The organism is Streptomyces saintjeani, from assembly GCF_055409605.1.
This window is the reverse complement of record NZ_CP189624.1, coordinates 7,019,276-7,043,634: the sequence shown is the minus strand read 5'-3', so window position 1 is coordinate 7,043,634 and position 24,359 is coordinate 7,019,276. Positions and strand designations below refer to the sequence as shown.

Annotated in this window: 18 protein-coding genes; 14 read left to right on the top strand and 4 right to left on the bottom strand. The window is 66.4% G+C overall.

What is annotated here, in order from left to right; all coding sequences use genetic code 11:
- The first annotated feature begins 28 nt into the window (after window positions 1-28).
- Window positions 29-586 (top strand): hypothetical protein, encoded by a 558-nt coding sequence (locus ACQCO7_RS32070; protein ID WP_464075064.1) that lies wholly within the window; start codon window positions 29-31, stop codon window positions 584-586.
- Window positions 587-692: 106 nt separating this feature from the next.
- Here ACQCO7_RS32070 and ACQCO7_RS32065 read toward each other — a convergent pair whose 3' ends face one another.
- Both ACQCO7_RS32065 and ACQCO7_RS32060 read right to left on the bottom strand, forming a co-directional pair.
- The gene (locus tag ACQCO7_RS32065) at window positions 693-992 is read right to left on the bottom strand and encodes a hypothetical protein (RefSeq protein ID WP_464075063.1); all 300 of its coding nucleotides are present in this window, start codon (window positions 990-992) and stop codon (window positions 693-695) included.
- An 84-nt stretch (window positions 993-1,076) separates the two neighbouring features.
- Entirely contained in the window at window positions 1,077-5,864 is a 4,788-nt protein-coding gene (locus ACQCO7_RS32060) for a DUF6531 domain-containing protein (protein WP_464077336.1), read from the bottom strand.
- Between the two features lie 1,452 nt (window positions 5,865-7,316).
- On the opposite strand from ACQCO7_RS32060, the gene ACQCO7_RS32055 reads away from it, so the two are divergent.
- The 12 genes from ACQCO7_RS32055 (at window position 7,317) to ACQCO7_RS32000 (ending at window position 18,126) form a co-directional block, all read left to right on the top strand.
- Window positions 7,317-7,904, top strand: coding sequence for a hypothetical protein (locus ACQCO7_RS32055; protein ID WP_464075062.1), 588 nt, complete (start codon window positions 7,317-7,319; stop codon window positions 7,902-7,904).
- A 6-nt stretch (window positions 7,905-7,910) separates the two neighbouring features.
- Entirely contained in the window at window positions 7,911-8,888 is a 978-nt protein-coding gene (locus ACQCO7_RS32050) for a C40 family peptidase (RefSeq protein WP_464075061.1), read from the top strand.
- A gap of 51 nt (window positions 8,889-8,939) precedes the next feature.
- Window positions 8,940-9,281: a hypothetical protein gene (locus tag ACQCO7_RS32045; RefSeq protein WP_464075060.1), complete on the top strand. Its 342-nt coding sequence runs from the start codon at window positions 8,940-8,942 to the stop codon at window positions 9,279-9,281.
- Entirely contained in the window at window positions 9,278-10,531 is a 1,254-nt protein-coding gene (locus ACQCO7_RS32040; protein ID WP_464075059.1) for a DUF8175 domain-containg protein, read from the top strand. The genes ACQCO7_RS32045 and ACQCO7_RS32040 overlap by 4 nt, the downstream gene beginning before the upstream one ends.
- A gap of 79 nt (window positions 10,532-10,610) precedes the next feature.
- Window positions 10,611-12,044, top strand: coding sequence for a hypothetical protein (locus tag ACQCO7_RS32035; protein WP_464075058.1), 1,434 nt, complete (start codon window positions 10,611-10,613; stop codon window positions 12,042-12,044).
- 3 nt (window positions 12,045-12,047) lie between these two features.
- On the top strand, window positions 12,048-13,571 hold the full coding sequence (locus tag ACQCO7_RS32030) for an SCO6880 family protein (RefSeq protein WP_464075057.1): 1,524 nt from the start codon (window positions 12,048-12,050) through the stop codon (window positions 13,569-13,571).
- Window positions 13,568-14,977, top strand: a complete 1,410-nt coding sequence (locus ACQCO7_RS32025; RefSeq protein WP_464075056.1) for an ATP/GTP-binding protein — start codon at window positions 13,568-13,570, stop codon at window positions 14,975-14,977. The genes ACQCO7_RS32030 and ACQCO7_RS32025 overlap by 4 nt, the downstream gene beginning before the upstream one ends.
- Complete coding sequence (locus ACQCO7_RS32020) at window positions 14,974-15,249, top strand: DUF6238 family protein (RefSeq protein ID WP_464075055.1); 276 nt, start codon at window positions 14,974-14,976, stop codon at window positions 15,247-15,249. Before ACQCO7_RS32025 ends, ACQCO7_RS32020 begins: the two co-directional genes overlap by 4 nt.
- Window positions 15,246-15,440 carry a hypothetical protein gene (locus ACQCO7_RS32015; protein WP_464075054.1) on the top strand — a complete coding sequence of 65 codons (195 nt, stop codon included), beginning with the start codon at window positions 15,246-15,248 and terminating at the stop codon, window positions 15,438-15,440. Before ACQCO7_RS32020 ends, ACQCO7_RS32015 begins: the two co-directional genes overlap by 4 nt.
- Window positions 15,441-15,459: 19 nt before the next feature.
- A complete protein-coding gene (locus ACQCO7_RS32010) occupies window positions 15,460-16,899 on the top strand; it encodes a type IV secretory system conjugative DNA transfer family protein (protein ID WP_464075053.1) in 1,440 nt (479 codons plus the stop codon).
- A complete protein-coding gene (locus ACQCO7_RS32005) occupies window positions 16,896-17,357 on the top strand; it encodes a hypothetical protein (RefSeq protein ID WP_464075052.1) in 462 nt (153 codons plus the stop codon). Before ACQCO7_RS32010 ends, ACQCO7_RS32005 begins: the two co-directional genes overlap by 4 nt.
- A 202-nt stretch (window positions 17,358-17,559) precedes the next feature.
- On the top strand, window positions 17,560-18,126 hold the full coding sequence (locus tag ACQCO7_RS32000; RefSeq protein WP_464075051.1) for an ATP-binding protein: 567 nt from the start codon (window positions 17,560-17,562) through the stop codon (window positions 18,124-18,126).
- A 651-nt stretch (window positions 18,127-18,777) separates the two neighbouring features.
- Here ACQCO7_RS32000 and ACQCO7_RS31995 read toward each other — a convergent pair.
- Window positions 18,778-19,224: a hypothetical protein gene (locus ACQCO7_RS31995; RefSeq protein ID WP_464075050.1), complete on the bottom strand. Its 447-nt coding sequence runs from the start codon at window positions 19,222-19,224 to the stop codon at window positions 18,778-18,780.
- Window positions 19,225-21,099: 1,875 nt separating this feature from the next.
- Window positions 21,100-23,394 carry a CRISPR-associated endonuclease Cas3'' gene (locus ACQCO7_RS31990; protein ID WP_464075049.1) on the bottom strand — a complete coding sequence of 765 codons (2,295 nt, stop codon included), beginning with the start codon at window positions 23,392-23,394 and terminating at the stop codon, window positions 21,100-21,102.
- A 191-nt stretch (window positions 23,395-23,585) separates the two neighbouring features.
- Between ACQCO7_RS31990 and cas5c the strand changes: the two genes are divergently transcribed.
- A complete protein-coding gene (gene cas5c / locus ACQCO7_RS31985) occupies window positions 23,586-24,359 on the top strand; it encodes a type I-C CRISPR-associated protein Cas5c (protein WP_464075048.1) in 774 nt (257 codons plus the stop codon).

Below are 24,359 nucleotides of genomic sequence, written 5' to 3'. Positions count from 1 at the left end.
TCCTCATCAGCGGGAAGGAAGAACAACCATGCGGCGACACCTGCTCGGCGCCGGTGACGAAGCAGCCCACCAGCACGCCGCCCAAGCTGCGGCCCAGCTCGACGCCCACCTCCGCGCGGGCGGAACCCTGATACCGGTCTCTACCCCCGGATACTCCCCGGACCCCGGAGAAACGACGTACGCCGACGTGATGTGCACAACGGCCCGCTTCTACGCCACTGATCCCGTACTCCCGCCGCGCGCCGGCTACTTCGAGAACCACCCGTCCCTGGGCCGCCGTTGGGTGACCAACCGGCGGCTGGACGCCCAACGGCTCCACCAGGCGGAAGCTGAGGCCCAGCAGCAGTGGCGGGACCACGAGTGGGCGCGGGTGCTCCTCACCTCCGAGGGCATCCGCATCAACCCGCCGACCTCACCGGCCACATGGCTCCCGTTCGACCACGGCCTCCTCACCAGCCTGACAGCCGAACCCGATCGTCAGGAACTGGTGCTGTCGTACAGCGTGTGCGCCCCACTCCTTCTCGCAGGCTCGGTAGTGCCCTGGTTGGCAGTCGCCTCAGCCTGGTTGGCCACGACCGAGCCATAGTGAATGCCCTGCTACTCCAGCAAGACTTCGCTGGCTGTCCGTGAGCTTCGCTGAGCGTTGGGTGCGGCGCCTCAAGACCAGCGGTTAGCCTCCTGAGACGGCGTTTTCACGTTCGGAAGCTCGCTTTTTTCCCACGGATTTGGACCATCACGGGAGTGATGACCTCACCGCCGCCTTCCGGGTACAGCCTGAGTTGCAGTTCACGGACCGCACGGATGGCCGACATCATTCGTTCCTGATCTCCGCTGTCAACAGCGGAAGCCTGCTCCCGAAATAGATGCTCGACTCGATTCCATGTCCCGCCGGGGGAAAATTCGCAGCGGTACCAAGGCTGATCGATATCGGAAAGCGAGAGAGTTCCGATGAATGATTCCTCAACCTTCAGCTCCCATGAGCGCGAAAGCACTGTAAGTCACTCCCTGTGCTGCCGAAAAGAACAGAGCGAGTTCGGGGACCGCTCCCCGAACTCGCCCCCTTTCGATCGTTCAGTCTAGTTCATTTCCGCTATGTCCCTCAGGACTTGTTCAAAGCTTGTTCCGGCCGGCCAGCGCTTGACGATCGCCTGGGACGGGATGAAGAACTTGACCAGGATTTCCTTGTCGCGGAATGAAGCATCTTTTGCGAAGTTATAGAACTCGTGGGGGACGTGGAGATTCGCGGCTGCATCGAGCGTTTCTGAGTCCACTTTGGAGAGGTCGACAGCGACCATCGGCCTGTTTCCTCTGTCAGCGTACTTTTTCCAGGCGATCTCGGGATCGCGGCTCAAGGAGATCCACGGCGAGTCGTTGTCCTGGACGACGTGCTGCCAAGCCTGAACATCGGGGTTGTTGCCCGGTGCTCTGAGCCCCTGTGCGGGGTCTTCGTCCGAACGCAAGCCTCGGTAGGCATATCCGCTGAGCCGGTTGCTGTGCGCCGAAACCGTCACCGACGGGGCGACGTAACGGTTCTTGAGCCAGCTGAAAGCAGGCCCCACGAGGCTGCTGGAGCCGCCGCCCACCGCACCGAACATCAGGTCCGAGGGTGTGGTGGGCTGGCAGCGAGCCTCGTTGACGGCCCAGGAGAAGCCGGCGCCCGCAGCAGCGTTGACGGCGGTGGAGGTGGCCAGGGAACGGCCTCCGGTGAGTCCAAGGGCGCGGGCCGCGGCGTTGCCGGTGCCGGGCATTAGAGCGCCAGCTATGCCTCCGGTGAGGGCTCCTTGCCCGCTGGCTTTGGCAAGTCCGCCCCAGCTGAACCCGCTGTCGCGGTGCTGCCAGCCGTAGATACCGCCCTCGACCGCGGCGCCGAGGACGGCGCCGATGCCTGCGCTGATGCACAACGGGCAGCGGCCCGACGGGTCGGACTGGTTGGCTGGGTCGTTGTCGGCGTAGCTGTACGGGGAGGAGTTGGAGCTGCCGTCGGGCGCGGGCTGGGGGTCGGGGGTGGTGAAGCGCTGGGCGGCGGGGTCGTAACTGCGGTCTCGCAGGTAGAGCCGCCCGGCCAGGGTGGGATCGGTGTACTGGCCGGTATAGCCGAAGACGCTGTTCTGGCCTCCGGTAGTGCTGGCCTTCCCGGTCGAAACGCCCCAGGCACTGTAGGTGTAGGTGTAGGTCTCTTTGCCCGATGCGTCGTAGACCGCGTTGACGGAGTTCTGCCGGTCGTGGCGCATGTAGAAGACGCCGGTGGTGCGGTTCTGGGATTCGGCAATGCCATCGGGGTTGTAGTGGTAGTCAGCGATGAGGGCGCCGGTGGCGTCGGTTTCGGTGGCTATCTGTGGCAGGGGGTTGACGACGTCCCACCGTGAAGTACGAGTGAGGGTGCCGTTCTTGCTGGTGGTGGTGCGGTTGCCGTCGGCATCGTTGACGAACGTGTAGGTGTCGGCGCCGATGACGGCGGACTTCAGACGGCCCAGCGGGTCGTATGTGTAGGTCCCCTTGGCATCCTTGGCGAGGTTGCCGTCGGCGTCGTAGGTGAAGTTGGCTGTGGTGGTGCCTTCCACCGTCTTGGTGAGCTGGTCGGCGGCATCGTAGGTGCTGGTCCGGCTGCCGGTGGCGGTCACCGAGGTGATGAGGTTGCCAGCCTGGTCGTAGGTGTAGGTGTTGCCGCTGCTGCCCGCCAGGCAGGACGTGCTGGCGGAGGTGTCGGTGCAGGCGCGGGTCATCCGGCCTGCCGTGTCATATGCGTAGCGGTCTGCGAGACCGGTGGTGGCGGCGTCCTTGGCGTAGTCCTTGACCAAGCGGCCTGCGGCATCACGTTCGAAGGCGCGCAGGCCGCGGCTTGTTCCGCCAGTCGAGTAGGCGAGGGAGGCCAGGTATCCGGCTCTGTCGTAGGTGCGAGCTTCAGCAACAGCGGTGGTGGTGGGCAGCTGGGTGGTGAGGAGATTACCGGCGGGGTCCCAGGTGTAAGAGGTGGTCTTGCCGCCGGAGGTCTGGCCGAGGACGCGGCCGTCGTTGTCGTAGCTGTAGGTGGTGGCGCGGCCGTCGGGGTAGGTGCGGCTCTTGATGGTGCCGTTGTCGTTGTAGGCGTAGGTGAACGGGTTGGTGGCGCCCGGGGAGGTGATGGTCAGCGGCCGTCCCTCCGTGTCGTAGGTGACGGTGCGGGTGCCGGTGCCGTCCTTGACGGTCTTGGGCTGTCCAGCCGCGTCGTAGGTGTAGGCGGCGGTCGGTGTGCCGTCGGAGTAGACAGTCTGGGCCAGCAGGTTGCGGGCGTCGTAGGTGCTGGTGGCCTTCTGGCCGCGGGTGTTGGTGACGGTCGTGCGGTTGCCGTCCGCGTCGTAGCCGTAGGAGGTGGCCCGGCCGAGCGGGTCCGTGACGGTGGTGAGACGGCCGGTGTTGTCGTAGGCGTAGGCGGTGGTGTGGCCGTTGGCGTTCTTGCGGGAGGTCAGGTTGCCGACCATGTCGTAGCTGAGGCTGGTGACGCCGCTGTCCGCCGCGGTGACCTTAGTGAGGCGGCTCAGCGCGTCGTACTCGTAGGACGCCTTGTTGCCCAGTGCGTCCGTCTGCCCGGTCAGGCGTCCGTCACCGTCGTAGGCGTTGGTGACAGTCTTGGTTCCGTAGGGGTCGCTCTGGCTGAGGACGTTGCCGGCCGCGTCGTAGGCGGTGGACCAGGTGTACTGGGCCGGGTCGGCACTGGCGACGTTGCCGCGCGGCTCCACCATGGTGGTCAGGCGCCCGTTGTCGTCGTAGCCGTAGGTGGTCTTGCCGCCCAACGGCGTCGTCTCGGAGGCAAGGTTGCCTGCGTTGTCGTAGGTATAGGTGACGGTCTTGCCGCCGCGGTCCGTGCTGGCGAGCAGCTGATTGTTGGCGTCGTAGGAACTGACGGTGGTCTTGCCGAGCGTGTCGGTGGTCTTGGTGATGTTGCCTTCGTCGTCGTACTGGGTCTTGCGGACCCTTCCGAGCGGATCGGTGACCGTGACCGGACGGTACTCGGCGTCATAGTCCGTCTTCATAGTGTTCCCGAGGGGATCGGTGACCGTGACCCGGTTGCCGACCTTGTCGTAGCCGTACTTCCAGGTGAACTTCGACGGGTCCGCTCCCGCCACGTTCCCGCGTGCCGTGGTCATCGTCAGCAGACGGTCGGCCTTGTCATATGTGTAGATCGTCTTCGCACCTGACGCATCTGTACGTGAGGTTACATTTCCCATGACGTCATAGGTGATCTTCGATGTGCGGCCGATGGCATCCTTCACCTCGGTCAGCCTGTTGGCCGCGTCATAGCTGTAGGCCGTGGCCTTGCCAGAGGCGTCTGTCACCGAGCTGAGGTTGCCGACAAGGTCATAATCGTTTCGGGTGGTGTTCCCTCTTGTGTCCTTGGTCGACGTAATCCGGCCCGCATCGTCGTACCAAAAGGTCGTCGTGAAGTCGTCGGGAGATGCGCCAGGCAGGTTGCCCCGCGGGTCGGTCACGCTTGCCATCCGGCCAGCGGCGTCAAACTTTCTCGTCTCAACTGTGTGATCGGGATATTCGACAGACACTGGGTTGGCTGCTGAGTCGTAGCCGTACCTCGTCACCTTCCCAAGAGGGTCGGTAATAGATTCCATCTGACCGCTATCCGTGTGCGTGAAAATGGTTTTCTTGCCCAGCGGATTATTCGCAGAAGTCAGCCGACTTTTCTCGTCATAGGAGTACATGCTCCTTTTCTGGTTACCATCGGTGTACATCCACATATTGCCCGACGAGTCATAGCTCCAGGACCGCTTAGAAACTAGAGACCTGACGCCCACAAGACGCCCCGAACCGTCCACCCTCTGGTTGAATGTATTTCCGATGGCATCAGTAACCTGCACCGGGTCGAGGTGATACGTGTAGCCATAGGATGTTTTATTTCCGAACGGATCGTACTGGACCATCAGTACGTTCTGCTCGTAGATGTCAGTCCAAATACCACCGTTTGGATAAGTGACATCCACCTCCTTTCCTGCATACGAGAAAATGGTCTTACTACCGACGGCATCCGTCTGACTGATAACCCGCCCAGAAGAGTCATATGAGTTCGCTAGGGAATCTTTCTCGTTCCCATCGACTACGGTTGCCAGCCGTCCTGCCGTGTCATATTTGTAGCCGACTTTCCTACCGTCAGGCTTAATGACTTGCGAGAGCCGGCCGCCAGCATAGGAATAGGATATGGTCCGCCCATCTGACAGTTTGATGCCGGACAATCGAGAGTCAGCATACGAGAAATACGCTTGCTGCCCCGAGGGAGTCACAACTGAGGATATGAGACCAGAACTGTCACGCTTGTACGTGAACGAACGCCGCTGTTTGTCGGTACTGGCGACGAGATTTCCATCTTCGTCGAAACTCAACGTCTGCACTGCATCATGCGACTTAAGCTGGAACCCGCCAGACGTGGAGGTTAACTGAGAATGAGCCGTAGGGGGGGATATGTAACCGTCACCACTCTTGGCGTAAGGATACCGAGAGCCATCTTCGGCATGAAAAATAATATCCCCGCTGCTTTGCTTCTCAAGAGAAGTCTCCCAAGGTGTCGACCATCCCTCACCTAGCATCGGACCCGAACTGTCCGTTACCGTCAAGTCGCTCGGAGCTCGATTGTTAGATGCATAGCTGCGACGCAGATCCAACGGGACAGACCCCGGTAACGTGCCATCAGAAACTTGCTGGCTGAAGGATCCTGTTGCAGTATTAACGCCTGCGCCACGAAAAGACTGACAATGTGCTGCGCCAGCAGAATTGCTGTCACATGAGGAACCAAATGTCTGCTCCTCAGGAACTCCAGCGAGCCCGAGACCCCAGGCTCCGTACGAGTTTTGCTCCCCCCTTGGCCATGTCCCATCTGACATCTGGGCGACGAAGGTCATGTGAAAGATGGAGGGGTTTTCGCCGCCAAGGGCACTTCCATCGCTACACAATTGAGGATCGAATTTATAGGTGAATGAGACAGGCGCTCCAATCGAGTATCCTGGATCATCCGGCCATCCTCGCGGATATCGTTTGGACGCTACCCAAGGGGGCGCCTTGACCGTTACAGGATCTCCAAACCAGACGCCAGGTGTGCTACCACATAAAACTTCTGGCCTTACAACAATTGATTGCAGGCCTCTATTTTCCTCTATCCCGGTTTCTGAACCCTCCCAATTATAATATATCCATGTTTTATAAGTGAATGTATCGCCGATTTTTGGAACAAATCCTCGCAACTCGGTAAAGGGCGGATCTCCGCTGATTGTGTAATGATAATTAGCCACCTCATTACCGCTGGAATCGAGCGTCTGCGAGTCATCCACTGAAAGCTGATAGGGCACAACCGAAGCAGTGCCAGATCTCGGCTTACCGTTGTTCGAAATTTCCTTTTGCGGAATCCCCGCCTGTAAGTTCTTGGTATCGCGAAGAACCTGCGCTCGCCGTTGTTCCAGGCTCATCGGCACCTGCGGCTTAGCCGACTTCGAGCCGTTGCTGCTATCTGGTTGTTCAACCCCTTGAGATGCCTTCGAGACTGCTGGAGCCGCTTGCGTGACGCCCGCTATCATGACGCTCAACGAGATCGCTACTGGAAGTGCCAGTCGCGTCGGGGCAAGCCATCGTCTTTTCAAGGATTCTCCTCTTCGATTCAAAGGCAAGAAGGGATCTCAGAAGAATGCTGCGCACACGGGATGGTTCCCCGCGATTTCAGGCGAGATGAATGAAATGGCATAGACGCGCCAAAGTTATGCCGTTCTATCGGCATAAAAAGCGACCGCGCGGCCAGACGCCTTTCCAAAATGGAGTGTGCACGCGCGAGGGATTCTCATCGAAAGATCCCGCAGGAAGAATATCGCGGACGATACAGGACAGGACAAAGAAAAGCCTCAGTGTCGCCGCCGTTTACTCGCATGCATATGCGCAGGTCATTAGTGTGGGAACCCCCTCGTTCCGCTCCTCGCATGGTCAGTGCGCGGAGATGTCACCAGATACGGACCTAGCCCTACTGACGCCAGAAGAAGCTATCGCCTCACCCACCACAGCGTCAATACTTATTTACACTCCGAAACTTGCTGCATAAGTTGATCACAGCAGTCGATAGCCACTGGGCCCTGAGGAGTGATCTTAAGGTGATCACTAGAAGCCCAACTGGGTAGCCGGCCGACTCTCGTGTGCCTTCTTCCCTCCCCTCCTGCCAGGATTCAGGAACAGCCCGCAGGAGCAGGGCCTTTGGCCTGACCCCTGCGAAGGGGCGTTGCGACCTGCTCCCCCTCAGGGTCGCAACGCCCGCCTCCCTCTTCCTTCCTTCAGCGCATCAAGGTCCTGATTCCCCCATGCCATATTTCACCCCTTTTATTCACATCTTCTGCGATATATCCATTGCTCTCGCGGTCAGCATCCTCTCCACCGGCTGCTCCGCAGCCTCCATCGCCGAACACGCACCACCCCTATCCCAACCAACCGCCCCACAAGCCGAGTCCGTTTCTCCCTCCTCCAACGAAGACGCTCCCAGCCCTGCCGTACCCACCGATGCAGCGGACACGACCCGAGAGTTCATCAAGGCGTATGCCGGGCACGATGCCCGTGCCGGTGGTGATCTGTCGTACGCCGATGCTGGCGAGCGCGCGTCGAGGTTCGCGGCCGGTGATCTGGCGGAGGTTCTCGCCCAGAAGCGCCCGGGACAAGACGCTCCGTGGACGGCCCTGCGTGCCGAACGGGCCTGGCAGTCCGTCTCGGTGACCTCGGTGGAGGTCCCGAACGGTGCCCCCGCCGTCACCTCGTCGAGCGCGCTCGTCCGGGTCAGTTACGTCCTGACGACGACCCCGAAGTCCGGTGCTCCCCGGCGCAGCAGCGAGCAACTCGCGCTGCGTCTGGAACGTACCCCCGCCGGTTGGCGGGTCATCGCGTTGCCGTGGGCGTGACGGCGGATGGCGAAGAAGACCGTGCAGTTGATGCTCGGCCTGGTCGTCGCGATGGCCCTCTCGGGGGTCACCCTGCTGGCGACCTTCGGCGGTGCGGACAGCGCGTCCGCACAGGAGACCGGCCCCGGTGGCGAGGTCGCCGCGAACGCCGGTGTCCCGGCGTGGGTGCGGACCCTCGTCGGCAAGTACGCGGGGAAGTGCCCCCAGGTCACCGCGTCGTTGCTGGCTGCCCAGCTCTACACCGAGTCGCACTTCGACGTGAAGGCGAAGAGCCCGGTGGGCGCGCTGGGGATCGCGCAGTTCATGCCGGGGACGTGGTCGGTGTACGGCGTGGACGGGGACGGCGACGGGGTGAAGGACGTGTTCAACCCGGCGGATGCCGTCGCCGCGCAGGCCGCCTACGACTGCGTCCTCGCGAAGACGGTCGAGTCCGTGCCGGGGGACTCGACGGACAACATGCTCGCGGCGTACAACGCGGGCGCCGGTGCGGTCCTGAAGTACCAGGGTGTCCCGCCGTACTCGGAGACCCGAAACTACGTGACGACGATCCGGGACCTGGCCGCGAAGTGGGCCGTCAGCAGCGCGAGTTCACCCGCGGGAAAGGGTGCGGCTGCGGCCATCGCTGCCGCCAAGACCGCGCTGGGGAGCTGGTACCAGTGGGGCGGTGACTGCGCCCCGCCGTACACCGGGCAGAACGGCTGCGACTGCTCGTCGCTGACCAAGATGGCGTGGAGCCACGCCGGGGTGAACCTCCCGCGGGTCACCTACGACCAGGTCCGCGCGGGGACGGCGGTCAAGAGCATCTCCCAACTCCAGCCGGGAGACCTGCTGTTCAGCGTTCCCGGCGCTTCGGGGCCGGAGCACGTCGGCATGTACATCGGTGACGACCAGGTCATCGAGGCGCCGCACACCGGTGCGCGGGTGCGGATCAAGCCCCTCAGTTTCTGGGCGCCGCAGGTGATCGCCATGCGGCACATCGGCTGACTTCTCAGCACCTCACATATCTCAACTCACTTACATCACAAGGGGTTTCCTATGTATGCCCTCCTCTCTGCGGTCTCCGAACCGTCGTCGTTCCACCCCGTGCTCGCGGCCGGGATCGACACGGTGTCCGGTGTGAAGCCGGACTGGGGGCCGTTCTCGTCGCTCGGGACCATCGCGAAGGTGATCCTCGGTGTCATCGCCGCCGTCGTGCTCGCCGCGGGGGTCGGTGCGTTTCTCGTCGGGCTCGGGAAGTCCAAGGGGTGGGTGGGCGAGGGCCACTCGACCATGGACAGTTCGCGGGGCAAGGGGATGATGGTCGGCGGTTTGGTCTGCGTCTTCCTCGTCGCATCCCTGGGCACCCTCGTCACCATCACGTACGGGATGGGTGTGTGACCGTGGGTTCCTCTCGTCCAATCCGCAGGAAGAGCGCCAAGCTGTGGACGGTCGGCGCCGGGGTCGTCGCGGCGCTCACCGTCTGCGGCCTCACCCTGACCGCCCTCACCAACTCCAACCCGCCCACCGAATCGCCGAGTTCAGCACCGGTCATCATCGCGCCGTCGAGTGACGGGACCCGGGTCCAGGACAACGGTGGCGTGCCAGTCGGGTACCCGCGCACGGAGGCCGGCGTGAAGGCCGCCGCCTCCAACTACACGACTGTCAGCGGCAGTTCCTCGTTCCTGACCGACCAGGCCGTACGGCATCGCACGATCCGGGCCCTGTCCTCCGCGCGTACGACGGCAGCCGCCACCGAAGAGGCGGACCGTTCGGCGGACCCCTCCCTCAAGCATCATGCCGTCGCGCGGACCGGTGTCCTCGCCGCCCGCATCCTCGGTTTCGATATCCACAAGGCGACGGTCCGCCTGTGGACAACTACCGTGCGTGGAAGCGCAGTCGGAGCCGCGTCGCCCCAACTCGCGTTCCGTTCGGTCACGGTCGGGCTCGTCTGGGAGCGCGGCGACTGGAAGGTGTCGAGCAGTACGTCCGGGCCGGGCCTGGTGGCGCCGGTGGACGTTCAGCAGACGGTGAGTGTCGCCGGGGACTTCGCGGACTACGCCGCAGGTGAGGCCGTAGATCCCCTGGTCAGCGGCGTAGTCGGTGGCGACGGCTTCCCGGCGCCGTACCCCCGTACGGCAGCCGGTTCGCGTGCTGCGGCGACCAGCGCGGTCCAGTTGTACGGCGATCCACGTTTCTTCACGGACACCTCGTGGCGTCACCGGATGCTTGCCACGACGGCCTCCCCGGACACCCTCCCCTCGACCGAAACCGACGCGGACGCAACCGCGCGGCTGGTTGTGGACAACCGGGGTCTCGGTGCCGACGGGAAGACGTCGGACGGGTCGGTGCTGGTCACGCGGACGGCGGTGCTCGGTGTGCGGCCGGTGTCGTACTCGGAGCAGGCCGCGAGCGTCGAGTTGTGGACGGCGTCGGTGGGCGGGATCGCCGGGGACGACGAGACGCAGCGTCCCCGGATCGCGTTCCTGCGGATGACGGTGGATCTGGTGTGGAGCGGGGGGAGTTGGCGAACGACGGCGGTGACGCCGGGGGAGCCGCTCGTGCCGTCGTTCTCGGCGACCGAAGCGGCGTCGGCGGCGGAGCGGTTCGCCGAGGTCGGAGGTGTGGACGATGCGCCTGCGACTGCGTGAGGACGCGCCGGGGCTGCTGACCGTCGTACATACCGGGTCAACAGGCAGGTGGGGACGGCGACTTCAGACGCTTGCCGCCGTGAACGTCGTCGTCGCGTTCCTGTTCGTGCCGGCGGCGGTGGCGAACCCGTTCTGCTACATCCCGATGGTCTGCGAGGTGAAGGCGGCCGTCGACTTCGTGCGGGACCCGCTGGGGTTCCTGCTCCAGAAGCTGACAGAGGCGAACGTCTGGTTCCTCCAGAAGATGCTGGAGCTGATCCAGAACACGACCAAGGTCGACCTGACGTCGGCGGCCTTCCTGAAGCAGTACGCCGTCATCTTCGCGTTCAGCTCGCTGATCACGGTCGCGCTGTGGCTGATCGCGGTCGGGAAGCGTGCCGTGCGGGGTGTCGGGCTCACCACCGCCGTCGGTGAGGCGGTGGGCTTTCTGGTCCTCCAGTTCTTCGTCAACGCGCTGACGCCGGCGTTCATGGCGCTGCTCATGAAGGCGATCGACGAGGTGACGGCGGTCTTCGAGCCGTCCGCGACGGCCAACTTCAAGCCCTTCCTGGAGAACATCCTCAAGAGCGTGACTGCGGAGCCCAACGAGGGTGTCGGCGTGCTGATCGTCGTCAACCTGATCATGCTGTGCGGCGCTCTGTTGATGTGGGTCGAGCTGCTGGTGCGGGGCGCCGCCATCTACGTCGCGGTCGCGCTGGGGCCGGTGGTGAACGCCGGTCTTGTGGACCGGGATCTGTGGGGCAAGAGCAAGAAGTGGTTCGGCGCGGTGTTCGCGATCGGGCTGTCGAAGCCGATCCTGTTCGCGCTGCTCGGGCTCGGCGGCGCGATCCTCAGCGATTCGACGGGGAGCCTGTCCGACACGGCGTCCAAGACGCTGGTGGGTGCGCTGATTCTCCTCGCGGCGGTGTTCGCGAGCGCCACGCTCTACAAGTGGCTGCCCGCCTTCGGGGACGAGATGGCGCAGTTGCACCACGACCGGAAGTCGATGCAGTCCTCGGGTCCGGCTGCCGCTGTTGATGGTCCCGCGCAGCACGCTAACCGGGCGATGGGGATGCACCTCCAAGACTCCATGGTCGGTGGGCGGTACGGCATGAGCGGTGGCCGAGCTGTGCCGTCGGCCGCTGCGGGTGGTCGGGCAGGGACAGCCAGTGCCAAGGCTATGACCGGTTCCGCTTCCGGTGCGAGCGCTGCCGGTCCGGTGGGGGTCGGGGTCATGGTCGCCAAGGCCGGTGCCGACGCCGCGAAGAACAAGGCGGCGAGTTCGCCGGGCGCCCAGGGGCCTGACGGCTCGCGTGGCGGCGAGACTCCGGCTGCTGCTCGTCCGCAGGGCACCGGTTCCAGCTCGATCGTCGGCGGACGGACGCCGTCCGACGGCAGCTCACCGGCCGCCGCCGTACGCCGTCCCCCGAACCCTCCCGGCCCTACGCCCTCCCCGGGAGCACCGCCGCCTCCGGCGTTCCCTTTCTGGGCGCCGAGGCCGCCCGTCACCCCTCCGACCAGCAAGGACACCTGATCCATGGCGCGTACGTATCAGTTCGGAAAGCACCGCCCCACCGGCCTGGTAGGCCGCCGCGACCTCGGCGAACAGGCCGTCCTGGGCGGCGGCGCCGCAATCGGCGTCCTGGGCGGCTTCCTCGTCAACGGCGTCCCGGTCCTCGCCGGGATCGCCCTCGTCGTCCCGATCCTGACGGCGGCCCTGCTCGTCTACCTGCCGTACCGGCCCAAGGGCACCGCGCAGCGCCGGACCGTCTACCGCTGGTGGCGGATCAGCCGCTACCACCGCAAGGCGCTCGCCCGTACCGGCGGCGTGTGGATCTCCCCGGCGGTCGAGTCCGGCGTACGACGCGACGGGACGCCGCCGGACGCGGCCCTGGTGAGCCCGGAGGGTGTCGCCGGAATGACGTGGGTGGCGGCGACCGTGCGCGGGCAGCGGGCGGTGGTCGTTCTCCAGCCGGAGGCCGGGTGCGTCACCGGGACCCTCGAAGTCGCCTCGCCGGGGCTGGGCGGCAAGGAAGTCGGGGAGCAGGTCGTGGCCCTGGAGCGCTGGGGCGAACTCCTCGACGCGTTCGGCAACACCGAGGAACACCCCGTCAAGCGCATCCAGGTCCTCGCGCGGCAGATGAAGAGCGACCCGCACGCGCACCAGCGGTTCGTCTCCCAGCGGGACGCCTCCCGCGCGACCGCCGGCGTCCCGCAGTGGCTGAAGGAGTCGTACGACACCCTCGCCGACGCCGTGTCGACCTCGGCGGAGGAACACCGCTACTACGTCACCGCGCACGCCCGTTTCACCCGCGACCTCGCGGCCGACGGCGCATCCCGCGGTGAGGGGGACGAGGGGATCGCCGCCTCGATGGCCGCGTGCCTGGAGGAGCTGTGGGCGCGGTGCGAGGACGCCGACCTGTCGGTGGTCGCGCCGCTCGACGAGGGCCGGATGACGGCGTTCATCCGTAACAGCTACGACCCCGACCACCCGATCTGGGACACCCAACTCCCGCAGCCGCACGCCTTCCCGCGCAACGTGGACGTCCGCAGCGGAACCCACGTCGCCACCCGAGCGGCGGGCTCGACAACGAGTTGGTTCCACGCGACGGCGGCCGTGACGAGTTGGCCCACCACCCCCGTCGGACCGGACTTCCTCTCGCCGCTGCTGATCGGGATGCCGGACGTGATCCGCACGATCGCGATCACGCAGGACCTCGAACCCAACGACAAGGCCGTGGACCGGATGCTCGCCGAGGACACCAACAACCAGGCCGAGATGCACCGGGACCGCCAGCGCGGCAAGAACATCGACCCGCGCGACGTGATCGCAGCCGACGCGACCGGTTCGCGGGGCATGGCCCTGGCCGCCTCGGGCGCGGCCGGCGCCTCCGTCGTCGGCTACGTCACCGTCTCCGCCCGCAGCGCTGCCGAGCTGGAGAAGACCAAGCGCACCACCGCGTCCCGCGCCCGCAACGCGCACCTGCGGATTGAGTGGCTCGACCTGGAGCACGCCCGCGCGTTCACCACGACCCTGCCGTTCGCCGGAGGCATCAAGTGACCCTGCTGACCCCCTCGTACGAGACCGTACGGCGTCCCCTGCACACGGAGACGACGACCAGCCAGGCCCTCTACCTGCCGATCGCACCCCCGACCCTGGGGACCGCGGGCGCGATCGTCGGCCGGGAGCTGTACTCCGGGAAAGCCTTCGTGTACTGCCCGTTCAGCGCGTTCGGCGACGGCCTGCCCGGCGGCAACATGATCGTCCTCGGCGACACCGGGCGCGGCAAGAGCGCCCTGACCAAGACGTACGCGGCGCGGCAGATCCGGCTGGGCCACAAGGTCGTCGTCCTCGACACGAAGGAGCAGAAGGAGCGCGAGGAGGGGGAGTGGGCGGCGCTGGGGCGCTCGCTCACGGGGTCGGCGCCGGTGCGGTTCGCGCCCGGCGGGGGTGCGGGGTCCTCGTGCATCAACCCGATGGACCCTGCGATCGCGGGGAAGCGGCAGGTCGAGCTGGTCCGGACGATCGTCGAAATCGGCCTGGGACGGCCGCTGGACGAGTTCGCCGGGTCCGCGCTGCGGCTCGCGATCCGGCGCGCGCACGAGCGGGCCGCTCTGGAGGGCCGTACGCCGGTCCTCGCGGACGTCGCCGCCGCGCTGCGCTCCCCGGATATCGCTGATGCCTCGGCGAAGAAGCGTTCCCGCGAGGAGCTGCTCGGGGACGGGCTGGAGGCGTCGTACGTCTTGGACCGGCTGTGCGGCACCGAAACCGGGGATCTGGTCGGGATGCTCGACGGTCCCACCGGCCTGAGCATCGACCTCGACGCCGACATGGTCGTCTTCGACCTCACCAAGGTTCCCTCTGGCGGTGTCGCGATGACGATCCTCGTCGCGGTGATCTCCGTGTTCATGGAGGAAGTGTGGCTGCGGGCGGTATGCGAGTGCGGCGCCGAACCGGGGCTGCACGAACGCCGGGTCGTGGACGCCAACTCCGGTGCGTGGGAGCTAGGTTCGTGCCCGACGACCGGGTGTTTTAGGTACACGCAGCGCAAGCGCATCCTCGTCTGCGAGGAGGCGTGGCACATCCTGGGGACGCCTCAACTCGCCGCGCTGCTGGAGAAGTTCCTCAAGTTCGCGCGCGGGTACGGGCTTTCGTGCATCTTCATCGTCCATCACCTCAGCGACATCGACGACAGTCCCGAGACGCAGGCCGCGCTGAAGATGGCGGACACCGTCGTCGTGTACTCGATGAAGAAGTCCGAGGCCGAGGACACCGTCAAGCGGCTCGGGTTCCCGTCCTGGACGGCGGAGCACATCATGCGGCTTCGGCGCGGGGTCGCGCTGTGGAAGGTCGGGGAGGTCATCTACCCCGGCGTACAACACCTACTGACCGAGGCCGAACAGCACCTGTGCTTCTCCAGCGGCTCGATGACCGACCTGGCCACGACCGCACCGGAGCCGGCATGAGCACCGCCGTCCGCGAGGACATCGACCTCCTGCACTCCGAGTGCCTCGCGCTCGCCCGGCGCACCGCCCGTCTCGCCGCCGACCTCGACCGCGGGGTGCACGCGGCGACGGCGGGGCGGCTGTACGGGGCGGTGCGGGAGATCTGGCAGGCGTCCGAGTTGCTGCACGCCGCGTTCCATCACGCGCCGTCCGACGGTCCGTCGATCGCGCGGATGTGCGGGCGGCGGATGCGCTACCTCGCCGCCCGCGCAGCCCGAAGGAGGTCCCGGTGAACGCCGTCTCGGTCGCGCTGTACGGCCTGGCCGCGCTGTGCGCGCTCGCCCTCCTGGCTCTGTGGGTCTCCTCGGTGCGCAGCCGACGCAACGCCGGGTTCGCGTCCAAGGCCCAGCTCAGACGGCAGTTGTCCGCCAAAGCCGTCGTACGTGCCGCCGAGATCCGCCCCTCCCTCACTCGCCGTCCCTGACCGTCTGGAGCACCACCTCATGCACCACCCGTACGACTTCGGATACTCGCTCGGCATCTCCCAACGCCCCAAGGGCGTCCCGTTGTGGTCGCGGGCCGACAAGGCGTGCCGGGTCATCGGCCCGATGGGGAGCGGGAAGACGCTGCGGCTGTTCGCGCCGCTGATCCGCGAGTGGAGGGGTCCGGTCCTGGCGACGTCGACGAAGCCGGACCTCGTGGAGTACACGCTCGACGCCCGCAGTGCCGGGGGGCGTCCGGTGTTCGTCTTCGACCCGCAGAACATCGCGCCCTCGCTCCCCCGGTTCCGGTGGCAACCGATCGACGGCGCCGACGACACGCAGACCGCGATGATGCGCGCCAAGGCGCTGGTGGCGGGCTCCCGTACGCCGGGCTCGGCGCGGCAGTCGTCCGAGGGCAGCGCCTTCTACCGAGGCCAGGCCGCCAAGGTCCTAGCCGCGCTCCTGCACGCCGCCGCCCTCGACGGCGCCGACCTGGACCACGTCCTGCGCTGGGCCCGCAAACTCACCGACCCGGCTCCACTGGGCATCCTCACCGCGCACCCGGGCGCGGGACCCGGCTGGGCGGACATGCTCCGCACTTCCACCACCGGCGACAGCCGCACGGTGGGCAACACCGCAGTGACGCTCGAAGCGGCGCTGGAGCCCCTGGTGCACGAGAGCGTCCTCGACGCGCTCCGGGGCGGGAAGGGGGAGGCGCCGACGGACTTCCGGGAGATCCTCGACGCAGGCGGCACCGTGTACCTGCTCGGCAAGGACTCCGAGGCGAACTCCATCGCCCCGCTCACCACGGCGCTCACGGAAGACCTGCTGGACATCGCCGAAGCCCACGCCGTCGCCTCCCCGGCAGGCCGCCTCGACCCCCCGCTGCTCGGCGCGCTCGACGAAGCGCCGAACATCGCGCCGATCCCCTCCCTGCGCCAACGCGTCGCCGACGGCCGCGGACGCGGCATCACCGTCGTCTACGGCCTCCAGGGCTGGGCCAGCGCCCGCGCCCGCTTCGGCGACGACACCGCCGACGAACTCGCGAGCTTCACCAACCACGTCCTCGTCTTCGGCGGCGCCAAGGACCCCGGCTTCCTCAAGGACATGTCCGAGCTGTGCGGCCAGGTCGAACGCGTCCGCACCACCCGCACCACCACGACCGGCGACCGCGGCGGCGAATCCACCGCCACCCACACCGCCCTCGAAGCCGTCCTGCGCGGCGACCAGATCAAGGCCCTCCCCGAGGGCCACGCCCTCCTCCTCGCCGACAACCTCCCCCCGGTCATCACCCGCCTCGACGGCATGTGGACCTGGGACACCTGGGACGAGATCCAGGACCACGTCCAGGAGTTGAGGCGCGCGAACGAGGACGAGCGGCTGAAGCAAGCGGTGGAGAAGGGACGCCAGGCGGCGGCATACGCCAAGGCGTGGCGGCACCGGCAGGACACGGCCGCGTGAGCGCGTTCCCGCCGTTTCCCGAACTCCCCGCGACCGTCGCCGAGTACGCCGCCGAGCGGACCGCCGACATCAACTCCCTGAGCAATCCGGCGCCGTGGAATCTCGGCGCACTCCCCGCCGAAGTGCTCGATCCGGTCCTGGACTGGCTGGGAGCGGTCTGCCGGTGGCTGAACCACACGTACGCCTGGCAACCCCACCAGGTCCTCCCACCCTGCTGGCAACAGCACGAACAACTGGCGTACGAGATCGCCGCGTTCGCCTTCACCCGCATCGACACCACCACCGACCCCGGCGCGGCGATCATCTGGCACGAGCAGTACGACCGCTTCACCACCCGGATGAACAACACCCTCGGCAAGGCTGGCGACGACTGCCGCGTAGGACGCCACGAACCACGCCCGGCACGCTTCGCGCTCTCCGCCTGGCCCACGGAGAACAGAGCCGGTGAGCCGACGTGATCCGCCAACTCGCGGGGTACGGTTCAGAAAGTACGTAGTCCCGCTGCCATCCGAACAGCGGAAGGCCGGTACCTGTACCACATCTCGCCTGGTGGTCAAGGGAGTTCGGACCGACTGTCTGTGGACAATCTGTCCTCACACAACCCTTGCCCGGTGGAATTCTTCTTTCCTCCAAAGCCGCCCCCGAGGTGAGGATGCCGTCATGACACGTCGCGATCCCGAACATCCGACGTACGAATTCACGATCCCGGCCACCATCGAAGCGGTCCCGGCTGCACGCCGCCGCGTCGTCGCACTGACCAGACAGTTCGGCCTCGCTCTGTCGGACGACCTCCTGGACACCGTCGAACTGCTGGCCAGTGAGGTCATCGCCAACGCCGTCCTCTACTCGGGCGCCCCGTGCGGCATCGCCGTGACACGCACTCCGAAGGCTCTCCGTGTCGAAGTCACCGACACGATCCCCTTGTTGCCAACCGTCACTGAAGCCGGACCGGATGACGAAGGAGGCCGCGGCCTCCTCCTCGTAGACACACTTGCCGACATCTGGGGAACTCAGACGAACCCACCGGGAAAGACGACGTGGTTCGAAATCCTGCCACCGGCTCCGCTCATCTCAACGGGGGACAGTTCCCCCGACACAGCACCCACCACGTCTCCGTGCACGCATCTAGCGAAACGCTCCAACCCACAGGGCAACACAACATCACCAGCAAGCGTGCGGCGATCGCCGCTGCCAAGAACCGCAAAAGAGCAGAAACAATCCGCCTGATATTCACCTCCGGACAACGAATATGCTGCCGGTGCGGCTTATTTCCGATCGCCAGTAGATCGATCACTCAGAAGCCGACTGCTGCATGTGGCCGCCGGACAGGTTGGCGCACAGTTCCACATCGTTGCGATCCTCGATCGTCCCGGAGGACGACCGCCACCGCTGAGTTGGCTGTCCGGTTCCCTGGCGGTGCAGTAGTTGCGATCCTCGGTCGTCCCGAAGGACAACCGCCACCGCCGACAATGCCGCGGTTGTAGACGGTGCCGACGATGTTGCGATCCTCGATCGTCCCGAAGGACGACCGCCACCGATCGACGAGCTGCGCGTCGCGAACTGGCAGCGCCCGTTGCGATCCTCGGTCATCCCGGAAGACGACCGCCACCGTGGTCGCCACCGTGTTCGAGCAAAGCGTACGTGCCGTTGCGATCCTCGGTCGTCCCAGAGGACGACCACCACGCGCGTAGCTTGTGGCGCTAGGCACTCCGCCTCCAGGTTGCGATCCTCGATCGGCTTGGAGGACAACCGCCACCAGGTCGTCGCGCGGGTCACGGCGCCGGACGTCGGGTTGCGATCCTTGGTCGTCCTAGAGGACGACCGCCACCCGTGTTCCACGGCTGTTTCTCCTGATAGCTCAGGCGTTGCGATCCTCGGTCACCCCGAAGGACGACCGCCACGCGGGGGCAATCCCCGCAGCGTCAACAAGTCAGACGCGTTGCGATCCTCGGTCGTCCCAGAGGACGACCGCCACGCCGTGTGGTGTACCAAGGCATACAAGGAGTTCCTGGAGTTGCGATCCTCGGCAGTCCTGAAGGACGACCGCCACCACTCGGCACCCATGCACAGGATCCAGGACGCGTCGTTGCGATCCTCGGGCACCCCGGAGGACGACCGCCACTCGTACCAGTCCTGCTGCTGGTGGTAGCCGTGTTCGTAGTTGCGATCCTCGGTCACCCCGAAGAGCGACCGCCACCCGGGGTGTAGGCCACACCGTGCAGCACGATCGACTCGTTGCGAACCTCGGTCGCCGCGCAGGATGACCGCCACGCCGATCGCCGGGTCGCTGGTGACACCCTTGGCACGGTTGAGGTCCTCGGTCATCCCGGAGGACAACCGCCACGCCGTCGCTGTAGCGCTCCAGGTCGAGCCAGTGCAGGTTGCGATCCTCGGTCACCCCGGGGGCGACCGCCATCGGGTCGGTACCGATGTGGCCCTGTGAGCTGGCGTTGTTGCAATCCTCGGCCGTCCCGAAGGACAACCGCCACGCCCTTTCATGTACGGCGTCAGCGTGGACCCGATGGCGTTGCGATCCTCGGCTGTCCCGGAGGACAACCGCCACACGCGCGGTCGGACAAGGCCCTGTGCGCGAGCGCGGGTTGCGATCCTCGGTCGCCCCGAAGGACGACCGCCACCCGCAGGGCCGTGGTGGGGGAGTCGGCGTAGCCGGTGTTGCGATCCTCAGCCGTCCCGAAGGACGACCGCCACACGCGCGATGCATCGTCGGTCAGCGTGACAACTACCTGGTTGCGATCCTCGGCCGTCCCAGAGGACGACCGCCACCTGCGACCGGCCCAGCTGCCTCGGCGTCGCGCTGGTTGCGATCCCCAGTCGTCCCGGAGGACGACCGCCACCCGGCCGGGATTCCAGCCCTGCCAAGGATGCCAAGGAGTTGCGATCCTCGGTCGTCCGGAAGGACGACCGCCACGCATAAACTCCCCGTCCTCTGTCTGGGGGCCGACCTGTTGCGATCCTCGGTCCTCCCGGAGGACGACCGCCACAGCCGCGTACACCCCGGCAAGGGGGAAAAGGTGACAGTTGCAATCCTCGGTCGTCCCGGAGGACGACCGCCGCACCCCGGCTCCGGCTCCGGCCGCGCCGGCGTTCAGGGCGTTGCGATCCTCGGCCGTCCCGGAGGACGACCGCCACATCCCGCTCACGACCACGTGCGTGGTTGCGACGAGGTTGCGATCCTCGGCCGTCCCAGAGGACGACTGCCACCCGCCCAGCTGGTGCGGCGAGGACTACCGGCGGGTGTTGCGATCCCCGGTCGTCCCGGAGGACGACCGCCACTACACAGCGCTTACCACGACGTACAAGGCGAGCGGGGTGTTGCGATCCTTGGTCGTCCAGGAGGACGACCGCCACACGCAGACCCTCACCGTCCATGACACCGATCTCGCGGTTGCGATCACCGGCCGTCCCGGAGGACGACCGCCATGCGAGGAACTGGACGCGCAGGACAGCCACTTGGAAGTTGCGGTCCTCAGTCGTCCCGGAGGACGACCGCCACATGCCTCGCTCAGGACCCGCGCCGAGGCGTACGTCGCGTTGCGATCCCCGGCCGTCCTGGAGGACGACCACCACGTGGGACCACTTCCGCAACGAGCCGGTCGACGAGACGTTGCGATTCCCGGCCGTCCCGGAGGACGATCGCCACCACGTGCGAGGTGCTCCCCGTACCGATCAGGCTGCCGTTGCGATCCCCGGTCGTCCCGAAGAACGACCGCCACGTCTGCTCACCGACCACGACGCGTGCATCGCCGAGTGGTTGCGATCTCCGGTCGTCCCTAAGGACAACCGCGACACCCGTTCACGATCGCGGTGAGCGAGCACGGTCCGAAGTTGCGATCCCCGGTCGTCCCGGAGGACGACCGCCACTTCGTCGTCGTACTCCGGCGGGTCCAGGAGCAGGATGTTGCGACCCTCGGTCACCCCGGAGGGCGACCGCCACATGATCGTGCCGCAGAAGTTGTCCCGCCACTGTTCGTTGCGACCCTCGGTCGCCACGGGGGCGACCGCCACAATGATGTGGGAGCACGTCGAGGTCGAGGAGGACAAGTTGCGATCCTCAGTCGCCCCAGAGGACGACCGCCACCGTCGAGCCACTGACTTACTCCTGACACGTAACGGTATCCGATTGCCTTGAACGGCAGCCAGGTGCCGACGGTTGGCTGGTTCGGTTTGTGGGGTGTGGTGTCACGGGGTTGGTTCGATGCCTCGTTGTGGGTGGTAGGGGCCTGTCCACTGGTAGAGGTCTCCGGTGATTTCCTTGGCGTGTCCGGTGGTGATCGCGTGGTCGAGTTCTTTGCGGGGGATGGAGGCCATGTGGTCCCGGAGTGCCCGGAAGGTGTCGGGTGTGGGTTTGCCTCGCCGGAGTTGGTCGATGGCGTCGTGGGCGGTTTTACGGATGCCGGGGGCGAGGTGGGGGCGGAGGACGACGACGGACACGGAGTCTTCGTTGTCGATCATGCGCATTCTGCGGGCGACTTCAGGGAAGTCGAGTTTTTCCCGAAGCGCTTCGATGGCTTCGCCGGTGGCTCCGTCGGGGTCGGTGGCGGAGCGTCCGGCTTGGAGCCGGTAGCGGTGGCGGTAGTAGGCGCGCAGTTTGCCGAGGTCGTCGGGGGCGGCGAGTCCTTCGCCGAAGAGACGGGAGGCTGCGGCGATGGCGCACCGGTTGTAGATGACGTGGGGTTTGAGGCCGTCTGAGGGGTCGAAGAGCGTCATGACGCTGTCGGAGGCCGGGCGGTTTCCTTCACGGTTGACGCGGCCTGCGGCCTGTTGTTCGGATTCGGGCACTGACTTGGCGCGGAAGCCTCGGGGGAAGTCGAGGTTGACTCCGGCTTCGATGAGGGACGTGGATGCCAGGAGGGTGGGCAGGCCGTCCTTGAGGCGTTGTTTGGTGGCATCGATGGTCTCTCGGCGGTGGCCGCCGGTCATGCGGGTCGACAGATGCAGGATGCCGGGGTGTTCCTCCGCGTCGTCGAGCCATTCCCGGTGGACTGTGGCGGCGTCTTTCGTGCCGTTGACCACCACGAGAGCCTGGTCATGTCCGGCGGCCTCGACGGCGATGGTGCGGAGGGTGACGTGAGGGCCTGTGCGCCAGTCGTAGCGGACTCGGCGCAGTTGTTCGAACAGCGGGGCGGGGTCGGCGACGATGTCGCGTTGTGGCAGTCCGGAGCGCCAGGGGTTGAGGGCGGCGAGTTCCGGCTGGGTGGCGGAGGACAGGACGAGGGTCACGCCGTAGTGCTCCACGAGTTCCCGCAGTCCGGACAGGATCGGGGTGAGGAGTCCGTCGGGGAGGGCCTGGACTTCGTCGAGGACGATGACGGAGTTCGCGAGGCGGTGCAGTCGGCGGGTGGCCGCCGGACTTGCGCCGAAGAGGCTTTCGATGAGCCGGACGGTGGTGGTGACGATGAACGGGGCGTCCCAGTTCTCGGTGGCGAGTTTGGCCCAACGGTTGGTGCCGGACGGCTTGCGGCCTCGGCGGATGTTGCCCGAGGTGTCGGGCGAGCGTGGGGTGCGTCGGCCGGGGGTTTCGAAGTCCACGGCGGAGTGGTGTTCCAGTACCACCGGTGGTCCGTGTGCGGGGTCGAGCAGGCTGCGGTATTCGGCGGCGTTCTGTTCCGTGATCGAGATGAACGGGACCGCGACGACGACGCGCCGCAGCCCGTGCAGGGCGGCGTGGCGCAGGGCGAAGCCGCCGCCGGTGAAGGTCTTTCCGGCTCCGGTGGGCAGGTGCAGCCGGTAGACCCCCGGTGTGGCGGCGGCGGTTTCGATGGCTTCCTGGTAGACGTCCTCGCGGAGGCGGTCGAGCCAGGAGGGCTTCTGGTTGCGGTGGCGCTCGGCGATGGCTTCTTGTCGGCGGGTCTCGTACCGCTGCCACAGCTGGGCCAGGTCCTCGTCCGGCCGGGGGTGTGTGCCGGGGTGGAAGTGGGCGGCGGTGTCGAGGCGGTCGGCGTCGACCACGGCCGAGTGGGTCATGCGCACGAGCATCTCCACGCTGGCGGCGTCGTGCGGGTCGAGCCAGTCCGGGACCGTCGGGCAGGCGGTGTCGAGGATCTCAGGCATGATCTCGGCGACCCGGCGGATCGCCTCGTCCGCCGTGCCAGGGTCCTTCATCAGGCTCTTGAGCCGGACTTTGAGTTCCGCCCAGGACGACAGCCCGGTGTGATGTCCTTCGATGACGCCGGCGAAGGGCAGCAGCACCGGATTCTGCAGGGCTGTCCGGGCGAACAGGAGTGCCCCGGCCTCGTGGTGCGGGGGACGGTGGACCGGGCTGCCGGTCATGGCCTCGTCGATCAGCCCGTCCTGCCACGCGCAGGTGCCTTTGCCGGTGTCGTGATCGCGTCCCAGACGGCGGGCGAGGTCACCGCCTCCCCACGGCTCGGCGAACCGGCCGGCCAGCTCACCGGTGCCGCGGGCGTGGTCCTCGTACCAGTGCCAGACCCCCCGCCGGCCCGGCGAGTGAGCGACGAGCCTGCCCTCCGGCACCGGCCCGCCTAACGGCCCAAATCCCTTGTCTGAAAACATATTTGACTCTCCATCAGATATGCGCTGAAGTCATGCTAGAACACCATATTTCGCTCTCAGGTCCCGTGTGCGGAAGTGGGGTGATGCGGCAGTACGAAGCTAGCCGCCCCCACTGACAACGGGCCTGACCAGCAACAAAGGGGAGGGGAAGCATGATCGTGACGCAGTCCCGGCAACGGAGGGAGCGGGCCGACCGTCCGCTTCACGTACAGGTGGAGGCGTGGGGGCCGCTGGCCTGCTTCACGCGCCCGGAACACAAGGTCGAACGGCTCTCCTACCCGGTCATGACCCCGTCGGCGGCCCAAGGGCTGCTGGAGTCGATCCTGTGGAAGCCGGAGATCGCCTACCGGGTCGAGCGGATCGAGCTCCTCAAGCCGGTGCAGTGGACCCGGTTCAGGCGCAACGAGGTCAACCACTCCGTCGTCACGCAGCAGACCTACAAGGCACTGCGCGCCAACCGCGGCTACCGGTACGACGTGGCCGACGACCGCGGGCAGCGCCTCACCGTCGCCCTGCGCGATGTCGCGTACCGCATCCACGCCACGATCAACGCCACCGACCGGTGCACCGCACCGCTCCCGAAGTACCGCGACCAGTTCGACCGCCGCGTGCAGCGGGGCGCCTGCTTCGAACAGCCCCACTTCGGGTGCCGCGAGTTCGCCGCCTTCTTCGGCCCCTGCGGATCGGCCGAGGAGGCCGGGGCCGTCACCGCCGCCGACCGGGCCGGAATCCCTCCGTTCGACGAGATCGGCCTGATGCTCCACCACATCGAGTACCTGCCGAAGGGCCGCGAACGCTACCACTGGTTCCATGCCCGCCTCAGGGACGGCATCCTCCACGTCCCCGAGCAGCCGATCGACCCCGACGCCCTGCCCCGGGAGATGCCCGGCGCCGAGGGCCGCGCGTCTGCCGAAGAGGCGGACTGA

Coding starts and splice junctions, on each gene's coding strand:
- ACQCO7_RS32070 (WP_464075064.1), top strand. CDS start 29: ATGCGGCGACACCTGCTCGGCGCCGGTGACGAAGCAGCCCACCAGCAC.
- ACQCO7_RS32060 (WP_464077336.1), bottom strand. CDS start 5,864: ATGTCAGATGGGACATGGCCAAGGGGGGAGCAAAACTCGTACGGAGCC.
- ACQCO7_RS32055 (WP_464075062.1), top strand. CDS start 7,317: ATGCCATATTTCACCCCTTTTATTCACATCTTCTGCGATATATCCATT.
- ACQCO7_RS32050 (WP_464075061.1), top strand. CDS start 7,911: ATGGCGAAGAAGACCGTGCAGTTGATGCTCGGCCTGGTCGTCGCGATG.
- ACQCO7_RS32045 (WP_464075060.1), top strand. CDS start 8,940: ATGTATGCCCTCCTCTCTGCGGTCTCCGAACCGTCGTCGTTCCACCCC.
- ACQCO7_RS32030 (WP_464075057.1), top strand. CDS start 12,048: ATGGCGCGTACGTATCAGTTCGGAAAGCACCGCCCCACCGGCCTGGTA.
- ACQCO7_RS32020 (WP_464075055.1), top strand. CDS start 14,974: ATGAGCACCGCCGTCCGCGAGGACATCGACCTCCTGCACTCCGAGTGC.
- ACQCO7_RS32010 (WP_464075053.1), top strand. CDS start 15,460: ATGCACCACCCGTACGACTTCGGATACTCGCTCGGCATCTCCCAACGC.
- ACQCO7_RS32000 (WP_464075051.1), top strand. CDS start 17,560: ATGACACGTCGCGATCCCGAACATCCGACGTACGAATTCACGATCCCG.
- ACQCO7_RS31995 (WP_464075050.1), bottom strand. CDS start 19,224: ATGACCGAGGACCTCAACCGTGCCAAGGGTGTCACCAGCGACCCGGCG.
- cas5c (WP_464075048.1), top strand. CDS start 23,586: ATGATCGTGACGCAGTCCCGGCAACGGAGGGAGCGGGCCGACCGTCCG.